At 47.5% G+C, this 16,758-nt stretch carries 13 protein-coding genes; 6 read left to right on the top strand and 7 right to left on the bottom strand.

What is annotated here, in order from left to right:
* Positions 1-6: 6 nt before the first annotated feature.
* Positions 7-1,545: a sensor domain-containing diguanylate cyclase gene (locus tag ACWQXP_RS08950; RefSeq protein WP_454062477.1), complete on the bottom strand. Its 1,539-nt coding sequence runs from the start codon at positions 1,543-1,545 to the stop codon at positions 7-9.
* A gap of 622 nt (positions 1,546-2,167) precedes the next feature.
* Entirely contained in the window at positions 2,168-2,965 is a 798-nt protein-coding gene (locus tag ACWQXP_RS08945; RefSeq protein ID WP_454062476.1) for an SDR family NAD(P)-dependent oxidoreductase, read from the bottom strand.
* Positions 2,966-3,404: 439 nt separating this feature from the next.
* Here ACWQXP_RS08945 and ACWQXP_RS08940 point away from each other — a divergent pair, with 439 nt between their 5' ends.
* Together ACWQXP_RS08940 and ACWQXP_RS08935 are read left to right on the top strand one after the other, a co-directional pair.
* Entirely contained in the window at positions 3,405-4,649 is a 1,245-nt protein-coding gene (locus ACWQXP_RS08940) for a hypothetical protein (protein WP_454062475.1), read from the top strand.
* Positions 4,650-4,940: 291 nt separating this feature from the next.
* Positions 4,941-5,333, top strand: coding sequence for a hypothetical protein (locus tag ACWQXP_RS08935; RefSeq protein WP_454062474.1), 393 nt, complete (start codon positions 4,941-4,943; stop codon positions 5,331-5,333).
* 111 nt (positions 5,334-5,444) lie between these two features.
* Here the strand turns inward: ACWQXP_RS08935 and ACWQXP_RS08930 are convergent, their stop codons facing one another.
* Together ACWQXP_RS08930 and ACWQXP_RS08925 are read right to left on the bottom strand one after the other, a co-directional pair.
* Positions 5,445-6,953 carry an aldehyde dehydrogenase family protein gene (locus ACWQXP_RS08930; RefSeq protein WP_454062473.1) on the bottom strand — a complete coding sequence of 503 codons (1,509 nt, stop codon included), beginning with the start codon at positions 6,951-6,953 and terminating at the stop codon, positions 5,445-5,447.
* 601 nt (positions 6,954-7,554) lie between these two features.
* Positions 7,555-7,779 carry a hypothetical protein gene (locus ACWQXP_RS08925; RefSeq protein ID WP_454062472.1) on the bottom strand — a complete coding sequence of 75 codons (225 nt, stop codon included), beginning with the start codon at positions 7,777-7,779 and terminating at the stop codon, positions 7,555-7,557.
* A 415-nt stretch (positions 7,780-8,194) separates the two neighbouring features.
* On the opposite strand from ACWQXP_RS08925, the gene ACWQXP_RS08920 reads away from it, so the two are divergent.
* The 4 genes from ACWQXP_RS08920 to ACWQXP_RS08905 all read left to right on the top strand — a co-directional run bounded on the left by ACWQXP_RS08920 (position 8,195) and on the right by ACWQXP_RS08905 (position 12,705).
* Positions 8,195-9,739 (top strand): BCCT family transporter, encoded by a 1,545-nt coding sequence (locus tag ACWQXP_RS08920; RefSeq protein ID WP_454062471.1) that lies wholly within the window; start codon positions 8,195-8,197, stop codon positions 9,737-9,739.
* 34 nt (positions 9,740-9,773) lie between these two features.
* Positions 9,774-10,976 carry a permease gene (locus ACWQXP_RS08915; protein WP_454062470.1) on the top strand — a complete coding sequence of 401 codons (1,203 nt, stop codon included), beginning with the start codon at positions 9,774-9,776 and terminating at the stop codon, positions 10,974-10,976.
* 362 nt (positions 10,977-11,338) lie between these two features.
* A complete protein-coding gene (locus ACWQXP_RS08910; RefSeq protein ID WP_454062469.1) occupies positions 11,339-11,962 on the top strand; it encodes an RNA polymerase sigma factor in 624 nt (207 codons plus the stop codon).
* A 134-nt stretch (positions 11,963-12,096) separates the two neighbouring features.
* Entirely contained in the window at positions 12,097-12,705 is a 609-nt protein-coding gene (locus tag ACWQXP_RS08905; protein ID WP_454062468.1) for a DUF4396 domain-containing protein, read from the top strand.
* A gap of 395 nt (positions 12,706-13,100) precedes the next feature.
* Here the strand turns inward: ACWQXP_RS08905 and ACWQXP_RS08900 are convergent.
* The 3 genes from ACWQXP_RS08900 to ACWQXP_RS08890 all read right to left on the bottom strand — a co-directional run bounded on the left by ACWQXP_RS08900 (position 13,101) and on the right by ACWQXP_RS08890 (position 16,742).
* A protein-coding gene (locus ACWQXP_RS08900; RefSeq protein ID WP_454062988.1) for an IS1 family transposase occupies positions 13,101-13,786 on the bottom strand; the annotation gives its coding sequence in 2 pieces (ribosomal slippage) (positions 13,101-13,459 and positions 13,459-13,786; 687 coding nt in all).
* A gap of 70 nt (positions 13,787-13,856) precedes the next feature.
* Positions 13,857-15,332, bottom strand: a complete 1,476-nt coding sequence (locus ACWQXP_RS08895; protein ID WP_454062467.1) for a multicopper oxidase domain-containing protein — start codon at positions 15,330-15,332, stop codon at positions 13,857-13,859.
* A 66-nt stretch (positions 15,333-15,398) separates the two neighbouring features.
* Positions 15,399-16,742, bottom strand: coding sequence for a TolC family protein (locus ACWQXP_RS08890; RefSeq protein WP_454062466.1), 1,344 nt, complete (start codon positions 16,740-16,742; stop codon positions 15,399-15,401).
* Positions 16,743-16,758 lie beyond the last annotated feature (16 nt).

Here is a 16,758-nt window from a genome sequence, read left to right as displayed (position 1 = left end):
TATAATTCACGGTACAGCGACTGGAGAATAGGGCAACTCAGCAATACCTTGACGGTGATTCCAAAACCCTACCTGGTTTCTTCCACCTTCCTTTGCCCCATATAACGCTTTGTCCGCGTGATCGACGAGTTCCGCTGGATCAACGAGATCCGAACTAATCGACGCCACTCCGAAGCTGGAGGTGATACGTATGCCTGAGGTATTTCGAACTTTCGCGCCACTTTCCAGTTCAATTTTTTGGCGCATATGTTCAGCGATTGTCATGGCCACTGTACGATCGGCGCCCGGCAAAATCACACAAAATTCTTCGCCCCCGTAACGACCAATGACATCAGTTGGTCGAATACATTTACTCATCGTCTTGATCACAACCTGAATGACTTGATCTCCAAGAGCATGACCATATCGATCATTAAACAATTTAAAGTGATCGATGTCAGTCATAATGCAACTTAATGTTGCGCTATTGGCTCTTGCCGCTATAAATGCCTGCTCGAATTGTTCAAAAAAGGCACGGCGATTGAAACATCCGGTGAGCGGGTCACGTGTCGCTCGTCTTTCGAGTTCCTCGTTTTTCTTCATGATTTCAGTTTGAGTTTCTTTCAAACTGTGTAAGGCACTCACCAATTGGGCATTAGCCTGGTCTAATTCCGTCACATCATTAAACGAAACGAGCATGCCAGTCACCTCTCTATACTCGTTGGTCATTGGGGAGCAGTTGATCAGCAATTTTCTGAGAAGCCCCTGTGAAACTACTAGGACACGCGGGACTCCAGTTTGCGGACGATTCTGAATGCGTGCAAGTTCCCATGGAGTTTTTTCTTTAAGATACTCTTCAGTGGTTAACCACATCAGGTCTGTGAGTTTTGTTCCAAGTATAGCCGATATTTCTTTTCCTGTTTGAGACAGGAAGGCCCTATTGGCCAAGATGATGTGATCTCGTGTATCGAGAATCACCACCCCTTCTTCTAAGTTATCTAAGGCTGCCTGGACTCGCTGTGGAATTACGGAAGAGGGTTCCAAGTGCCGCCATGTGCGTTTCATGAAAAAATAGTATTCCAGGAATCCCAACAACGCCACAAAGATGATGAAAGGAACCCATGGTAACGTTATGAATGTAGTCGGTTGGGAGACTGAATGTGCTTGAAAGCGAATTTGCAGAATACCCCATATTGCCAAATCTTGATAAATGGGAACCTGGACATGATCGAGCGTGGACTCGTTGTTTTCTGGAGGAGTCCACAAACTCTCATGATGCGAAGTCGCAGTAAGAGTTTCACCAGTTGCAGAGACTAAAGCCGCAGAGAGGATATCAGGGGTGCGTTCGACCAGTTCGTTCATCGCGATTTCGATGGTCTCAAAATCGTTGTAACTTGCCAGGGTGGAATATTGAATCGCGAGTGCTTCAGAGAGCGTTCGACGATAAGTTAAGACACGCTCCCGTTCGTCTGGAACCACCTGGAGGAATGTGTTTCCCAGCATCATTGTGATAACGGTTAATGAGACCAACCCAATACTGATGGTGATGAGGGGAGGAAGCCGCATAATATGGCAAGGTCAAGATGAATCCTAAGTTAGTGAGTCGTACTGCAAATCTTGGAAGATTTTGTATATTCCTTAATGTTTCTGATTCTCTTGTCCGCTGCCTGCTTGCTGATCAGTTGTTGAAGGTCACGAGACATCCTGTCATATCAGAAGACAAAGGAGTCCCTTGATATGAAATATTTTCGTATACGTGACGATCGATTGCCTCGACGTTGCATCAGTTGCAATATGTTTTTTTCAATTTGGTTAATCGGATAATGATGAGAATACTTGTCTATTTTTCTCTTTACTTGAAGTCGCGCCTCTTCCTGTACCTCATCGGTTGTTAACCGTTGAAGATTGATTGTTTGGAATCTTTTGAATCTGTTGCTAAAAGGACGATGTGTGCAACAGAGAAGAACGATCTGCAATAGGCTGTAATCTCTCATTTTTTACTTCTAGACGGTGATTAGATGGTTTGTGGGTTCAGAGATGCCTGGCTTCAGTACTATTTCGATATGGTATGGCCATGACAACCTATCTGTTCTTTCTTAGGCGTACAAAAGGGACAGAGCTGTCAAGTATTTTGTATTGAAATGACTTCAGTGTGGGTGTATCGATCAGTGAGTCGGGGAGAGGTGTGTCAATCTCGTGTTCGTGGTTTTACTTGTTTTCCTACCATTCGAATCATCATCGATCGAGGCAGAAACCTCGAGAATCTATCGGATAGCCAACCTTGCCATCCAACGGTAATGCGGGAACCGTGTTTGTCGAGTCCTGTGAGAGATGCCTGCACAACTTCTTGAGCCGTTTGGGATCCTAATGGGTTGGTTGGACGGTACCCTGCAGTGTTGTGAAAGTTTGTATCGGTCGACCCAGGGCAGCAGGCTTGAATGGTGACTCCTGATTCTCGAACTTCTTCAGCGAGCGATTCGGAGAACGAAATGAGAAAGGCTTTGGTAGCTGCATATTCAGTCATATAAGGAATAGGCAGGAATCCAGCCACGGATGCAACATTGATAATTGCTCCTGACCGGCGTTCTATCATGGTAGGTAAAAAGAGTCGGGTACTTTCTACGACAGTAGTGATATGCAGTTGAAGCATTTCTCGAATTCGCGTCATCGGCATGTCGGAAAATGTCCCATACATGCCAAACCCTGCATTGTTGATCAGGATGTCAGCAGGTGTTTTGCTTTTTTGGGCCAGAGCAAAGAGTTGATGTGCAGCTCCTACTATTGAAAGGTCCAAGCATTCAATGATGACCTTCACGTGATGATCACGTGAAATATGTTCGCTGACTTGTTGTAGCCGAGTTTTATCTCTTCCGACCAGTAAGAGTGGGTAGCCACGGCTAGCCAGTCGTTGAGCGTATTCCGCACCGATTCCTCGAGAGGCGCCTGTTACTATTGCCAAGCCTTTATGCTGATTTCGAGACGGCATGTCTTGTCCTTCTAGTCAGGATGGTGGGCGTGCTGCAGTTTGCCACAGCTGTACGTTGTCGGATCATCACGAGCATGTCTGATGACCCCACAGCTTATAGGTGGATTAGATATCTTGCCAAGTGGCCTCCAGGCCATTGTACCTTGGTTCGTTTCCTGAAGAAACGTAGTTTTGAACCCGCTCTAGTCAGAGTAAGTCCTTGTGAGCATGGAATCTCTGTAGATGGAGTCACTTGCTGTGGCATTCGATTCTGATAAAACAAATATCTGTCTCATTCTGAGGCGATGGGTCTGACAGATAATTTTTAATATGACAGAGTCTTTATACAATTGCCTAACCTGTCCTACCAAATTGTATGCTGCTCTCTTTGTTGTACTAGGTTGTTTTGTTTCCTGCCCTGTATTGCAAGTCTCACAATGTTCATGTTCTGATGAAGTTCATGAGTCGTCTTTGTTTTACAATTATTTCGACATTTGGATTTGTTCTCGGCTTGTGGTCGTCGGGACAGACTGAGACCATCAATCCAGATGTGAGCTTGAGACAACCTTTTGCCACTGTTCATCACCCTTCTCCACGGCTTCTCGATGGATTTGGTATGTCGGTGATGGAGTCCAGTGGGCAGGTATTAGTGGGCGCCCCGTATGCGAACGTGGCAGGCCATGACACCGGTCAGTCGTATCTCTTTAATACTCAGGGAAATTTAATTCAGACCTATTCGATTCCGACCATGACGCCAGGGGCCTTATTTGGCCAAGCTGTGGCCCTTACCGGGCATAGTGTCATTATCGGAGCCCCGCATGGGCGAGATTCCGTAAGGACGCATACCGGAGCGGTCTACATCTTTGACCGAAGGACGACAGCATTGCGGCTCACGTTAGATAATCCGCACCCGACAAGCGGGGTGTTTGGTCATGCCTTAGCTGTTCAAGGCAACCGAATATTGGTGGGTGATCCTCAAGCGAGTACCTCAACCAGGTTTCGCACCGGTGCGGCCTACCTGTTTCATGAAGGAACGGGTGTACTACAGAAAACATTTCATCCTAGAGGTGATGGCGCGAAACAACCAACGCAGTTTGGACATGCCGTGGTGTTGGTCGGACAATCCATATTTGTCAGTGCACCTTTTGGACATGTTGATCAGCACGAGGCTGGAGTGGTGTATCTCTATGATGCTAAAACAGGAAAACTGGTTCGCACCTTTGAACCTCCCAACCCTTCTGATTCCTTAATGTTTGGATGGGCATTGGCCGCAAATGCCCGAGTGGTGTTGATCGGAGCCCTTGGTTTTCATGATCGCTACCGTGAAGAAGGCTTGGCGTATCTTTTTGATGTGCAGTCCGGAGACTTATTGCATATCTTAAACAATCCTAGTCCAACGGAACGCGCACGTTTTGGAAAGTCAGTCGCGCTTCTTGATGACTGGTTAGTGGTTGCCGCTCCAGGTGACCGAATTCTTGAATCAGGGAAAATTGAAGGCGGCGTTGTATACGTCTTTGATCATGGCCCTGGAAAGCTTATTCACACTCTTCATGATCCTCTTCCGTCGACCGGAGCCAGTGATGTGTTTGGTGAAACACTCTTTTCCTATGGAAACCACCTTGTCGTTGGGGCACCGTTTGGTGGGGCAGGTCTTGAGCTTGATGCCGGCATCATTTATCAATTTGCCATTCAACAGCCTCAGTAATTCACGCCGCTTCGATTGATTTTCTTCATCAATTTTTTCTGCCCTCTCTTTTTCCAGTTTCAGATGTCATGAGTCACAACGGCGTGTCAGAAAACGCCATAACTCATGAAGACGTGATTTCTCGTTAGCAGACTCACCGTGCGACAAACTCCTGCGCAACCTACTGAAAGTGAGACGAAATCTCAAATCCCTCGATTTTCATTGTTTTACGGTTTCTTCGGCATATCCTTTGCTCAAGTTATAAGGAGCATGGAGTCTTTACGTATTTATATTTCATTTGCGAGGTGGTTCATGAAACGGCTATTACCGATTGGTATGAAAGAGAGTGAAATGATGACAGAAGAGTGGTGGGCGTCAAAACATCAAAAGCAACGGGGTAGTGTGTTTATTCGATCGGGGAAACCCTCAAAAGTTCAAAATCCAGGTCTTATGCAATGTGCGCAATGCGGGAGCGAAGTAAAAATTTTGGTGTCTCCAAGACGAAATCCTCATTCAAGTAAATTGGGACGTGCTGTGAGTATGAAAGACCATGATTTATGTCGTCGTTGTTGGAGACGTCTCTTACAAAAAGAACCACGAGGGATTGTGATAGATCTTGAACACGCGCGGCGTGCCAGATTGCAGAAGCAGAAAGAAAGTTCATCTTCCCGTGAATCTCAAGAATTGCCACCAACAGCTTCGTGAAGTGAAGTCCTTGTCCGATTGCCGATACCGTGAGCGATAAAATCGTCTAGGTTTTGGCTCACAAGCGCAGACCGATCATTGTTCTCGGTCTGCGCCGTGACCATGAAACCCTTACGATAATTTGGCACAGACTGATTTGACTTCGGTGTACAACTCTAATGCCGCATGTCCCATTTCCCGCCCCCAACCTGATTGTTTGTATCCTCCAAATGGAAGCGCGGCATCGAAGATGTTGTAGCAATTAATCCAGACGGTTCCAGCCCGAAGTTCAGCTGCAATTCTATGCGCTTTGCTAATATCTTTAGTCCAAACCGCAGATGCTAATCCATAAATGCTGTCGTTCGCCGCAGGGATCACTCCTTCAATGTCCTGAAAGGGGATTGCGCAGACGACAGGACCAAAAATTTCTTCTTTGATCACCTTCATGTTGGGTTTCGTATTCACCAATACGGTGGGCTCCACGAAATATCCTTGTCCGCCGACTTTATTCCCGCCAACGACGGTTTCGGCGCCCTCTGAAAGTCCTGCTGCTAAATAGTCGAGCACTCGTTGTTGTTGTTCATCAGAAACGAGTGGTCCCATATCCGTCGTTGGATCAAGGCCCGGTCCAATGTGAATATTTTTTGCCTCTTCCGCGACGCCTTCGACGACAACATCAAAAATATCTTTTTCAATAAACAATCGTGACCCGGCACAACAACATTGTCCGTGATTGAAAAATATACCACTGGCCACGCCAGGAATACTGATATCAAGATCGGCGTCATGACAAACAATGTTCGGTGATTTTCCTCCGAGCTCCAGTGACACTTTTTTTAAGTCATGCGATGCGGCATTGAGAATCATTTTCCCAACTTCTGTCGAACCGGTAAAGGCAACTTTATCAACCTGAGGATGAGCGGCTAGAGCGGCACCTGCGGTTTCTCCATAGCCGGTGACAATATTCACCACGCCATCTGGAAAGCCGGCTTCACAAATCAATTCGCCAAGGCGAAGCGCCGAGAGAGGGGTTTGCTCGGCAGGTTTGAGAACAATTGTGCAGCCTGCAGCGAGCGCAGGACCAAGTTTCCAAGCTGCCATGAGCAACGGGAAATTCCATGGAATAATTTGTCCGACGACGCCAACGGGTTCACGGAGGGTATAGGCATGGTATTGCGCCCCAGGAGTAAATGGGACTGAGATGGGGATAGTGGTACCTTCCAATTTGGTCGTCCATCCTGCCATATATCGAAACAAGTCAATGGCTAAGGGAACGTCAGCTACACGTGCGACCGTCAAGGGTTTGCCATTGTCTAACGTTTCGAGCTGAGAAAATTCTTCTAAGTGGGACTCTAAAAGGTCTGCGAGTTTCCAAATCAGTTTTCCACGTTCTGATGTGGTGATCCGACGCCACGGTCCCTGGTCAAAAGCTGCACGAGCTGCTTGTACAGCTTTGTCGATGTCGGTGTTTTCTCCTTCCGCCACTTGAGCCAGGATTTCACCGGTTGCCGGATTGAACGTCGGGAAAGTTTTGCCAGAATCGGCTTCTACCCAGTGACCATCGATCAGAAGTTTGCTAGGACGAGTCACAAAGTCATTCACGCGATCGTCAATGCGAAGTTCTGGAGTTGCAAGACTCATGATAAGCCTCCTCGTCAATGTGAAAGATGGGGATGAAGTGAGTCCATGAGTGATCCTACACGGACGTCTAACGGATGCAGAAGTTTACCGATGAAGACAACTATTATTATGGCTCTATGTCTCCTTGTACTGCAAGTGCATTTCTATGAGAACGTAAGTTGTTGCATGTCCAGGTTAAGATCAAACACGACATAATAATAACTTTGAAATCTATTCCCCGTGGCTTGCCTCGGGGTTATCGAACAAAGGGAAGAGTTTGAGAAACCGTGGTGTCTCAATGTGATCAGAATTCCTCTGAATACCCCGAGAGCTTGCTGCGGGGATCATTATTGATTGTGAAGGTTTACAAAGAATTGGTGAATTCTAGGCAAAGATTTCTCGTTCAAAGTGTCAAGAACGCAGAGAAAAATAGATAAGGTGAACTAGTCGTTCGATCTTTTTTCGTTAAGATTGAAGTACGAGGATTTTTTTCTGTGAGGTGTCATTGTCCAGTCTTGCCGAAAGGTTCAAACGTGCATGATCATCATGAAGAGACTCGAAGACTACCTTTTCCCTAATGTCGTTCTTTTGCTTCCTTCAAGAACAATGAGTGGCTTGCACATTAATTGAGACAGAAATCGTCTTCACCTAGATCCTCTGCTGGTCGATGTTTTCCTCCTGCTTTATCGAGTATTTTTTTCAGTCTATTGCGTTCTAAAGAGAGTTGTTCGCGAAAAAAAGCATTTTCTTTTGATATTTCAGAGAGTTCATCGATAAGTTTTTGATTTTGCTCGCGTAAATATTCCACTTCTTTTTCACATTCATCAATGTTGCTGAAGTATGTCATGGTCGACCTCCATTTCTCGATGGATTTGCACAGCCATTTTATTTGCTAATAATGAGAGAAAAGATGTTCAGGCTTCTCGAACCTGATAGCACGAAGTCAATTTTGTATAAAAAGTTGAATGGTAATCCTCTCGCTTTCGGTCTACAGGTGGGAAGACTAAAAGTTCACTCATCCAGGGTTTTATAGAGTTTGTCTTCTTTCCTTGATCCCTCACAATAAATCATAAGGTAATGGCTCTCTTATTGATCTTAAAAGAGAAGTTATCATTTTCTCTATATAATAACAGATGAAGCAAGCGTTCTGGAAATTTCCTCAATTTCAGTCGAGAATGCAGTGGTGTGGCGTTAGATTTTCACGCTTGAAGAAATTTTCAGAGTAATTGTGATAATGAAGTGAGGATTCTTTCCGTGAATATATGAAATTGAGTCTACTGAATGCTTTACGAGACTGGCGGGATGGTGTGAGCCTGCCGGTCTTTCTGCTCGCAGCAGGATTTAATATTATCCTCATCGGGTTCGGAGGGCTGTTTACCGAGACGGCCGGAACCCTTTTCGATAACCTTCTTAATTTCATTAGCATGAAATTGGGATGGTATTACGTGTTGACGACATCCTTTTTCGTGGGGTTTGTGTTCTGGCTTCTGGTCTGCCGGCATGGAGATGTTCGTCTGGGTGATCCAGACGAAGAGCCTCAATTTAGTTTGCCGGCCTGGCTATCCATGTTATTTGCAGCCGGAATGGGTATGGGCTTAGTTTTTTGGGGAGTGGCCGAACCTCTCTATCATTACCAAACACCACCACGTGCTGAACCATTCAGTTCGGCAGCAGCGCAAGAGGCTATTCAATTCAGTTTTTTTCATTGGGCTTTTCACCCATGGGCCGTCTATGTCATTTTTGGGTTGGGAATCGCATTATTTCATTTTCGTTACAAACTTCCCCTTGCGCCGCGCTCGTTGTTATATCCGTTAGTGGGCAACCGAATTCATGGATGGCTTGGGCATATTGTTGATGCGTTTTGCACTATTGGCACGCTTTTAGGAGTCGCGACGTCGCTGGGGTTAGGAGCCATGCAAATCAATGCGGGATTGAGCCAGGTTACTAATATCGAATATGTCACGCATGTACAAATATGGATTATTGTTCTGATCTCACTGGTGGCAACAATCTCCACTGTTACTGGTGTATCAAAGGGTATTAAATATTTAAGTGTTATCAACGGATCGATAATGCTTTTTCTATTGTTGTTTGTCTTTTTCACGGGCCCGACGCTGTTCCAAATCAAATTATTCTTAACGGGCATCGGAGATTACCTTCAAAATCTTGTGGGTACGAGTTTATGGTTGGATCCGCGGCAAGATTCTAATTGGCAATCAACCTGGACCTTATTTTATTGGGGATGGTGGATTTCTTGGAGCCCCTTCGTGGGAATTTTTATTGCTCGAATCTCGCGAGGTCGATCCATCCGGGAGTTTGTCGTCTACGTATTGCTTTTGCCGGCCTTGGTCAACTGTTTTTGGTTTTCGGTATTTGGCGGAACGGCCATGTATGTCGAGCGGTTTGGTGATGGCAATCTTCTTGAACCGGTGACGGAAAACGTGGCGATGTCCTTGCATTTATTACTCGAACATCTTCCGTGGACGTCCTTTATGCAATGGACCGCATTGGTGCTTATCGTGATCTTCTTTATTACCTCGTCGGATTCTGGCTCCTTTGTCGACGACATGGTGACCTCGGGTGGAAATCCCAATCCTCCGGTGGCCAATCGCGTCTTTTGGGGCATATCGGAAGGGGCCGCCGCCGCCGTCCTATTGCTGGCGGGAGGACTGAACGCTCTGCAATCAGCATCCATATCCGCCGGCCTTCCCCAAAGCGTGCTCTTACTCGTGACGTGTGTCGGTCTGATTAAAACATTGCGTACAAAGGAAATGAATACCCAAGAGGTGAAACAGAAGGGCCAATAGAGATATCTAGAGTCTGTATCTTTTTCCAACACATATGGACAATTTTCTCAAACTTTATCATGAAGCGGCTGTCACCAGTATGGGGTTATTCTGGATGGCTCTGTGGGCCTTCGGATTGGGCTATCTCATTAGTAGTTTGATCCAGGTCTTTGTCACGCAGGAGCGGATGAAAAAAGGAATGGGAGAAGCCGGGGCTAAAAGCGTGGCGCTCGGTACTTTTTTCGGATTTATTTCTAGTTCCTGCAGTTTTGCGGCTCTTGCCACGACCCGTTCCCTCTTCACGAAGGGCGCAGGATTGATTCCGGCACTGGCCTTTTTACTCGCATCCACGAACTTGGTCATTGAGCTCGGAATCATTATTGCTGTCTTTCTCTCTTGGCAGTTTGTGGTGGGCGAATATTTGGGAGGCGTCTTTCTGATCCTTTTGATGTGGATGGTGGTCAAACTGACTTTGCCCGAGAAACTCGAAGACCACGCTCGCGACCATGCCAAAAAGGCGATGGGCGAAGAACAAGAAGAAGACATACCTGACTGGAAACGCCTCATCCGATCTAAAGAAGGTTGGCGTAAAGTTTCGAACCGCTATATCATGGAATGGGACATGGTGTGGAAAGATGTCACCATTGGGTTTACGGTCGCTGGCATCATCGCGGCCTTTGTTCCAAAAAGCTTTTTCCAGGCATTGTTCGTCGGGTCGGACCAATCCGATCCTGCGATGTGGGAAATTCTTCTACAGACGCTGATTGGCCCTGTCGCCGCCTTTTTTACGTTCATCGGATCGATGGGAAATATCCCCTTAGCCGCGGTGTTATTCAGCAACGGAGTCAGCTTTGCCGGGATTATCGCATTTATTTTTAGTGACCTGGTCGTGTTTCCCGTCCTGCGGATTCAGGCTCAATACTACGGGTGGACCATGGCCCTGTATATCCTTGGAGTCTTCCTTGCGGTTCTGGTGGCGACAGCTCTCCTGTTGCATTATGGGTTTTCGGTTCTGGGTCTGTTACCGGATCCTAGCATGGCGAAAAGTGTGACCGAACGAGAATTTTTCAAAGTAGACTATACATTATTTCTCAATGTGGCCTTCCTGGCCATGAGTGCGGGATTCTTGTGGTGGAATAAAACACAAAACGGGGGGCACGATATGGAGGATACATCATTAGGAGAAAAGGTGTTGTACTGGTTGGCCATCGCGGCCTTTATCTGGTTAATTGGAGGACTTCTCGTTGGGTTAATGTGAATTGGGCGAACCGATACAGCGATATTAAGCAGTTAATTCCATCAGATTTTTTCGCCCAATCACGAAAAAAGACGCCTGGCATCCCGTTTTTTTTTGATTAAAGAACTATCTATTGCCTAGAACAATGCCCCCCCTCAAATGGCCCCTCCGCACCTTGTCAGGTGCATTGAAGAGGTGATAGACAAAAAGCAAGATTTTCCAGAACTGACGGGGAAGGAATGAAGACTTTTTAAAAAAAACTAACTACTACATTATTCTCTATTTCCTGAGGGGTTCTCTTGATTCTCGTTAGAGTGGGACGGTCAAAGGCATATCCCTTCAGAGTGTAAAAACTCCTCAATAACTGCAGATATGAGTTGACGATGAAGGAGCCTAACATTGAACCGGAAGCTCTTCAAAAGCTACCCAACACAGAAGACCTGAAACATGTCGAAATTCCTGTGCTGGATGACCTTCTTCAGCGCTTAATGAAGCAGGAGTCTGCGTTTCGAGGTTTTCTTCGACAACGTCTATCAGATGACACTCTTGTGGAGGATCTCCTACAACAGAGTTTCATTAAGGCCATCGAACGAGGTCACGATCTGAGAAATATTGAGAATGCCGTTAGTTGGTTCTATCGTATCCTGCGGAATACCGTCGTAGATTACTATCGGTCCTATGCCTCCAACAATCGAAAAGTCGAGGGTCTGCTTCAGGAGATGATCACCGCCGGTGAAGACCAGACTCCCGCGTTGGATGAGGTTCGACCAACAGTTTGTGTTTGCCTGACCCTGTTGTTGAAAGACATTCGACCCTCCTATACAGACCTCCTTCGGCGAATTGATTTAGAAGGAGAATCCATGGATGTGGTTGCCAATGACCTCGGGGTGACGCCGAACAATCTTACCGTCCGACTTCACCGCGCGCGCAAAGCATTGAAGGCCAGATTGGAACAGGTCTGTGGGGTCTGTACCAAACATGGTTGTTTCAATTGTACGTGTTCCTAATAGTGTTTCTATCTGTCTCCAAAAATTAAGTCCTTCCTTTCCTAACACGGATTCGAGCCACTGTAATAATTCCACCATGCCTCCGTCTGCAGGAGTGAACGGTTCATCATTCATCACTTACCAGGAGGTTTCACATGATGCAGATCGAATCTAGCACCGCGACATTGGAACAGGATGAAGAATCATGCTTGTGCGGTTGCGGGACAGCTAATCCAGAGGAAAACCGTCACGAGCGGTTTGAGGATCACCACCATATGCACGCTCGTCACCACATGAGTGATGGTCAGCATGAAATTGAGACCTCGTCGCTCAACCGCACGGCCTTAATGGCGACACTACATTGCCTGACGGGTTGTGCGATTGGTGAAGTGTTGGGAATGGTTATCGGCACGGCACTGGGTTGGAGCACTTGGCCAACGATCGCACTGGCTGTCGTATTGGCATTTCTCTTTGGGTATGGGATGACGCTTTGGCCACTTCGCCGGGCGGGCATGGCCTGGAACACGGCGTTTGGGTTGGCCTTGGCGGCTGACACCCTGTCCATGACCATCATGGAGATTGTGGATAATGCGATCATGTTGGTCATCCCCGGCGCGATGGATGCTGGGATGCTGGACCCAGTTTTCTGGGGGAGCTTGGCTGTGGCGCTGATGCTGGCCGGCATTGCGGCCTTTCCGGTCAACCGCTGGCTGATTGCGCGGAACAAGGGCCATGCCTTAGTACATGCTCATCATTGGGGGTAATTGGATTTAGGAGCACATTATAATTGCCACGGAGAACAATTATGGTGAGCCCGCGTTATGGCGATTGGGGTTTCGGCCTCAGTCGCCATAATGTTGCCTGAAGACGGAATAGATTGTCGCGGAATTTGACAGTCCTATGCCGATGGTTTTTGGTCCTATAATGCTGAAGAATTCCAAGTCTTTCTCTTTCTACCCAATAAATTGTGCGGTGAAAGGGATGGCATGTTGGGTCTATCAGACTGATAATACTGGGGCGTTACAAGGTAACCCATCACGTTTTCCTTCCAACGCACAGCCAGTGGCAATCCTTCCCCAAATCTGCATCCGTAGATGCTCTGTTTCATTCGTGTCTTCTGCTTTTGAATCTAACGTGTGGCCTTCTCACGTTGGCATTGTTAATTTAAGAGAGACTCAAGTTCACCGTTCCAATGTGCCATCAGCAGCATGACTGAATACCACAACATGAGTTCACTTTTGCTGTAGCATTTCGTTTTTCGACGGAAGCGGGCTAGAAAATGGCGAACCAAGCTGTTGTATCCTTCTACGGTGAATGTCTCGGCCTTGGATTGCCGGTGTTTCTCTGAGGGGACGAAGTGTTCATACGGTTCCCAATAGTCGGTCATAACAGTCGTAATCGTTGGGCTCTTGATGGCTTCCCATAAGCGTGTCCCAGTCACAACGCCCCGGGTTCCAGTGACAGCATGGAGGAAGCGGTGCCCAAGTCGATCAACAGCAAGCCAGACCCAGCAATAGTTTTTTTATGCCTCACGTAACTATGCAGTTCATCGAGTTCGACGATCTGGGCGGCCTGGCGCTTGACCTGAGCGGCTTCCTCCCCAAACACTTTAATCCACTGGTAGACGGCCACATGACTAAAGCCCAATACACGTCCAATGGACCGAAACCCCAAGCCTTCTAGGTACAGGGTCAACGCCAACCGACGCTGGTCGGCGGTGGCCGTGTCGGACTTATGGGCGACGGTAAACAAGTAGCGACATAGTTTGCACTTGTAGCGTTGGCGTCCGTCCTTCATGCCGCTTTTGACTTTGTCGGAACTGGCACACCGTGGACAACTTAGCATCATCACCTCCAAGGAAAAGGGTAGGAGGTGAGTCTAGCTTATATCTCTTAAGTTAACAATGCCCTCACGTTTATGGTCCTGGCTGGGTGTGATGATTTCCTACACCCTGTCTTCCTTGAGTTTGATGACGTCCCTTGGCAATCGCCTTATAGATTTCACCGGGCTGAATATCTTCGTCGCTGAGCATGACTCGATGGTACAAGTCCTCCGGTAGGACCCGGAGCACAGTCATTAATCCCTTGACCCCATGGTACCAGTTGGCTCTCATGCCTTTGGCTTCCCGGCGGTTCGTGATTGTCGCCATGGCTTGGTGATCGTGGCGCATGTGCATGTCCTGCATTTTTTGCGGATACCCCGGCACCTGAAAGGCGGGTTCTTGCAGAGCTGGATCGACGGACGGACGGGCAGGCAATGAGTCGGCATACTGTGAGAAATCGAATCCCCCTCGAATGTGTGGTCCCACCTGCCGTACCATATGATTCATCATGTGATGCACCATATGGCAATGAAAAATCCAGTCCCCTGGGTTGAAAGCGACGAATTCAAAGTCTTGTGCCATGGCGACTCCAACTAGCGTATTATTTCGAGGAACCCAGGCACTAGTGGGGATACGCCCTGCTTCAGTTCCGGTTAGCCAAAATGTATGACCGTGAAAATGTACCGGGTGATGCTGCATGGGGCTAAAGTTCACGAGACGGACCCGGACCCGTTCTCCATGTTTGCAGACCATGGGAGTGGTATAGGGACCGCTTCGACCATTAATCGTGTGCCAATTCCAGTCCATCGCCATGGAATCGGCCCTGTTGGCATTGGGGGGGATAAAAAAGTTTTGAAACAGTAAGACAAAATCTCGATCGACCGGAGGATCATACGCAATCTTAGGATGAATAATGAACAAGCCGGCCATCCCAAAGGCTTCTTGCATCGCCACATGAGAATGATAAAAAAATGTTCCTGTTTGATGGAGATCGAATTCGTAGATATGCTTTTTCCCTGGTGGAATGAGATCTTGGGTCACCCCTGGGACCCCATCGTATTGCATGGGTAATTCCAGGCCATGCCAATGCACGGAAGTCGGTTCCGGCAAGTCATTATGAACCACAAAACGGACTCGATCCCCCTGATAGACTTCGATCGTAGGCCCGGGCATCGTGCCATTAAAGCCCCAGACATCCATGAACTGACCAGGGAGAAACTCTTGCTTCACGGGCGTGCAGCGAAGCATAAATTCTTTAGCCCCATTGACCATTTTCCATGGGACTTTTTCCAAGTCCGGTGTCTCAACCAATACCGGTTCCAGCCCTGATTTTCGAAATCCAGGGACCAGTTTTCCTAAAAACTGATCGGAGTTTGGTGGCCCTCCATAACTTGGATGAAATCGAGAGTACTGGGAGAATTCACCTTTGGCATTCTGTTCATTCATGCTATCGGTCTGGATGGGTTGATGCGAGATGGTTTGCGCGTTTCCAAATCGAGTCAACAGAGATCCCAATCCCAAGGCGATACCAGTATTCAATATTTGTCGTCGGGTGGGGCTAAATTTCATGGCCGTATTCTCCTCTCAGTCATCATGAGTTCATTGGGTGCGTGAGATAATTATTCAAATGATCCGCTATCGAGGCTTTGGTGTTGCATCGATATGTCCCGGGAGTGTTACCCCACCAGGCGCGGTCAATCCGTCAACCAATAACAATCCTTGAATGGCTACCCGAGTGCTTTGTCGTGCAACTAGATGATCGATGTAGATCAACCGGCGTCCGAAAAAATCTTGCTGGGCTTCAAGGACGGCGGGCCATGTTTCTCGATTTTTTTCATAGCTTTTCAGACGAAGTCGATAACGCTGCTCGGATTCCGGTAAGAGGACCGTTCGATAGCTCTTCACATGTTGCAAGGCCGTCCGGTATTGTTGAAATTGTTTGGCCAATGAGCGACGCAGACGGAGTTCCGTCAAACGAATCTCGGCCTGTTGTTGTCGATAGTCGGCTTGTGCCTGCTGAATAGTGCCTTGGTTCCAGTCAAAAATCGGTACCTCGATAAACGCTCCGACTCCATAGACGGTTTGTCGGGCATCGTAGTTACGGCCTGCCGACCCTCGTAGGACCAAATCAGGAATCGGCTGAACTTTTTCGCGTTCAATGGTGATGGCATCGGCTTTTAAGACCGCTTTTGCTAATGCCAGCTCCGGGCTTTCGGTCAGTAAATGCTGAAGAGCGGATTTCCATTCAAGAGAGTCGGTTGGCTCCTCTAGGTCTCCAGGAACTGCAGTCAGAGGTTGGGGTATTCCAACGACAGTCATGAGCCATTCCCATTCCATCTCCAATTCGTTTTCTGCCATTTTTACATTGAGATCTTGCTCACCAAGCAGGACCTTGGCTTGATGAAGATCGGTCAGGTTCGCTTGTCCTACATTGACCATTTCCCGCACTGTCAGAAGACGGTCTTGCACGGTTTTAAGGAGTTCGTGTTGAATGGCTAGCCGTTCTTGTGCGGCGAGTACTTGGTAGTATCGAATGCGGACTTCGTTAATAATTCGATATTCCTGAGCCAATGCCTGGAATTCTGCTGCCGACGCCCGCGCCAAATATTTCTCTCGACTTAATCGCAGTTTTCCAGCAGTCACAATCTGTTGTTGGACGAACCCGCCTTGAAACTCTCCGACCGTATCGTTGACGCCGATTTGTTCTCCGCTATATCCCATGAGAGGATTGGGATAGAGGCCCGCCTGCAGAGCCTTCGCCCGTTCTCCCTTAATCTGCATTCTTGCTTGTCGTAAGGTGGGATTGTGCTGCTGAGCAAGATCTTCTACGCGCGATAGCGTGAAAGGACCAGCAATATTCTTCTTATCGTGTTGCAAAGATAATGAGGTTGAAGCGGTTGGGGATAGGGATGGTACGGAAGGTTCTAATGAATGATTCGTGGAATGATCCACCGTCTTGAGCGGCATCGTGTGTCTCATACTCCTATTCTGTTCT

The sequence above is a fragment of the Candidatus Nitrospira salsa genome, from assembly GCF_965152625.1.
This window is presented reverse-complemented; position numbering and strand designations above follow the sequence as displayed.

Bases quoted from the DNA above. Each gene is read 5' to 3' on its own strand.
- ACWQXP_RS08950 (WP_454062477.1), bottom strand. From the start codon at position 1,545: ATGCGGCTTCCTCCCCTCATCACCATCAGTATTGGGTTGGTCTCATTA.
- ACWQXP_RS08945 (WP_454062476.1), bottom strand. From the start codon at position 2,965: ATGCCGTCTCGAAATCAGCATAAAGGCTTGGCAATAGTAACAGGCGCC.
- ACWQXP_RS08940 (WP_454062475.1), top strand. From the start codon at position 3,405: ATGAGTCGTCTTTGTTTTACAATTATTTCGACATTTGGATTTGTTCTC.
- ACWQXP_RS08935 (WP_454062474.1), top strand. From the start codon at position 4,941: ATGAAACGGCTATTACCGATTGGTATGAAAGAGAGTGAAATGATGACA.
- ACWQXP_RS08930 (WP_454062473.1), bottom strand. From the start codon at position 6,953: ATGAGTCTTGCAACTCCAGAACTTCGCATTGACGATCGCGTGAATGAC.
- ACWQXP_RS08925 (WP_454062472.1), bottom strand. From the start codon at position 7,779: ATGACATACTTCAGCAACATTGATGAATGTGAAAAAGAAGTGGAATAT.
- ACWQXP_RS08920 (WP_454062471.1), top strand. From the start codon at position 8,195: ATGAAATTGAGTCTACTGAATGCTTTACGAGACTGGCGGGATGGTGTG.
- ACWQXP_RS08915 (WP_454062470.1), top strand. From the start codon at position 9,774: ATGGACAATTTTCTCAAACTTTATCATGAAGCGGCTGTCACCAGTATG.
- ACWQXP_RS08910 (WP_454062469.1), top strand. From the start codon at position 11,339: ATGAAGGAGCCTAACATTGAACCGGAAGCTCTTCAAAAGCTACCCAAC.
- ACWQXP_RS08905 (WP_454062468.1), top strand. From the start codon at position 12,097: ATGATGCAGATCGAATCTAGCACCGCGACATTGGAACAGGATGAAGAA.
- ACWQXP_RS08895 (WP_454062467.1), bottom strand. From the start codon at position 15,332: ATGAAATTTAGCCCCACCCGACGACAAATATTGAATACTGGTATCGCC.
- ACWQXP_RS08890 (WP_454062466.1), bottom strand. From the start codon at position 16,742: ATGAGACACACGATGCCGCTCAAGACGGTGGATCATTCCACGAATCAT.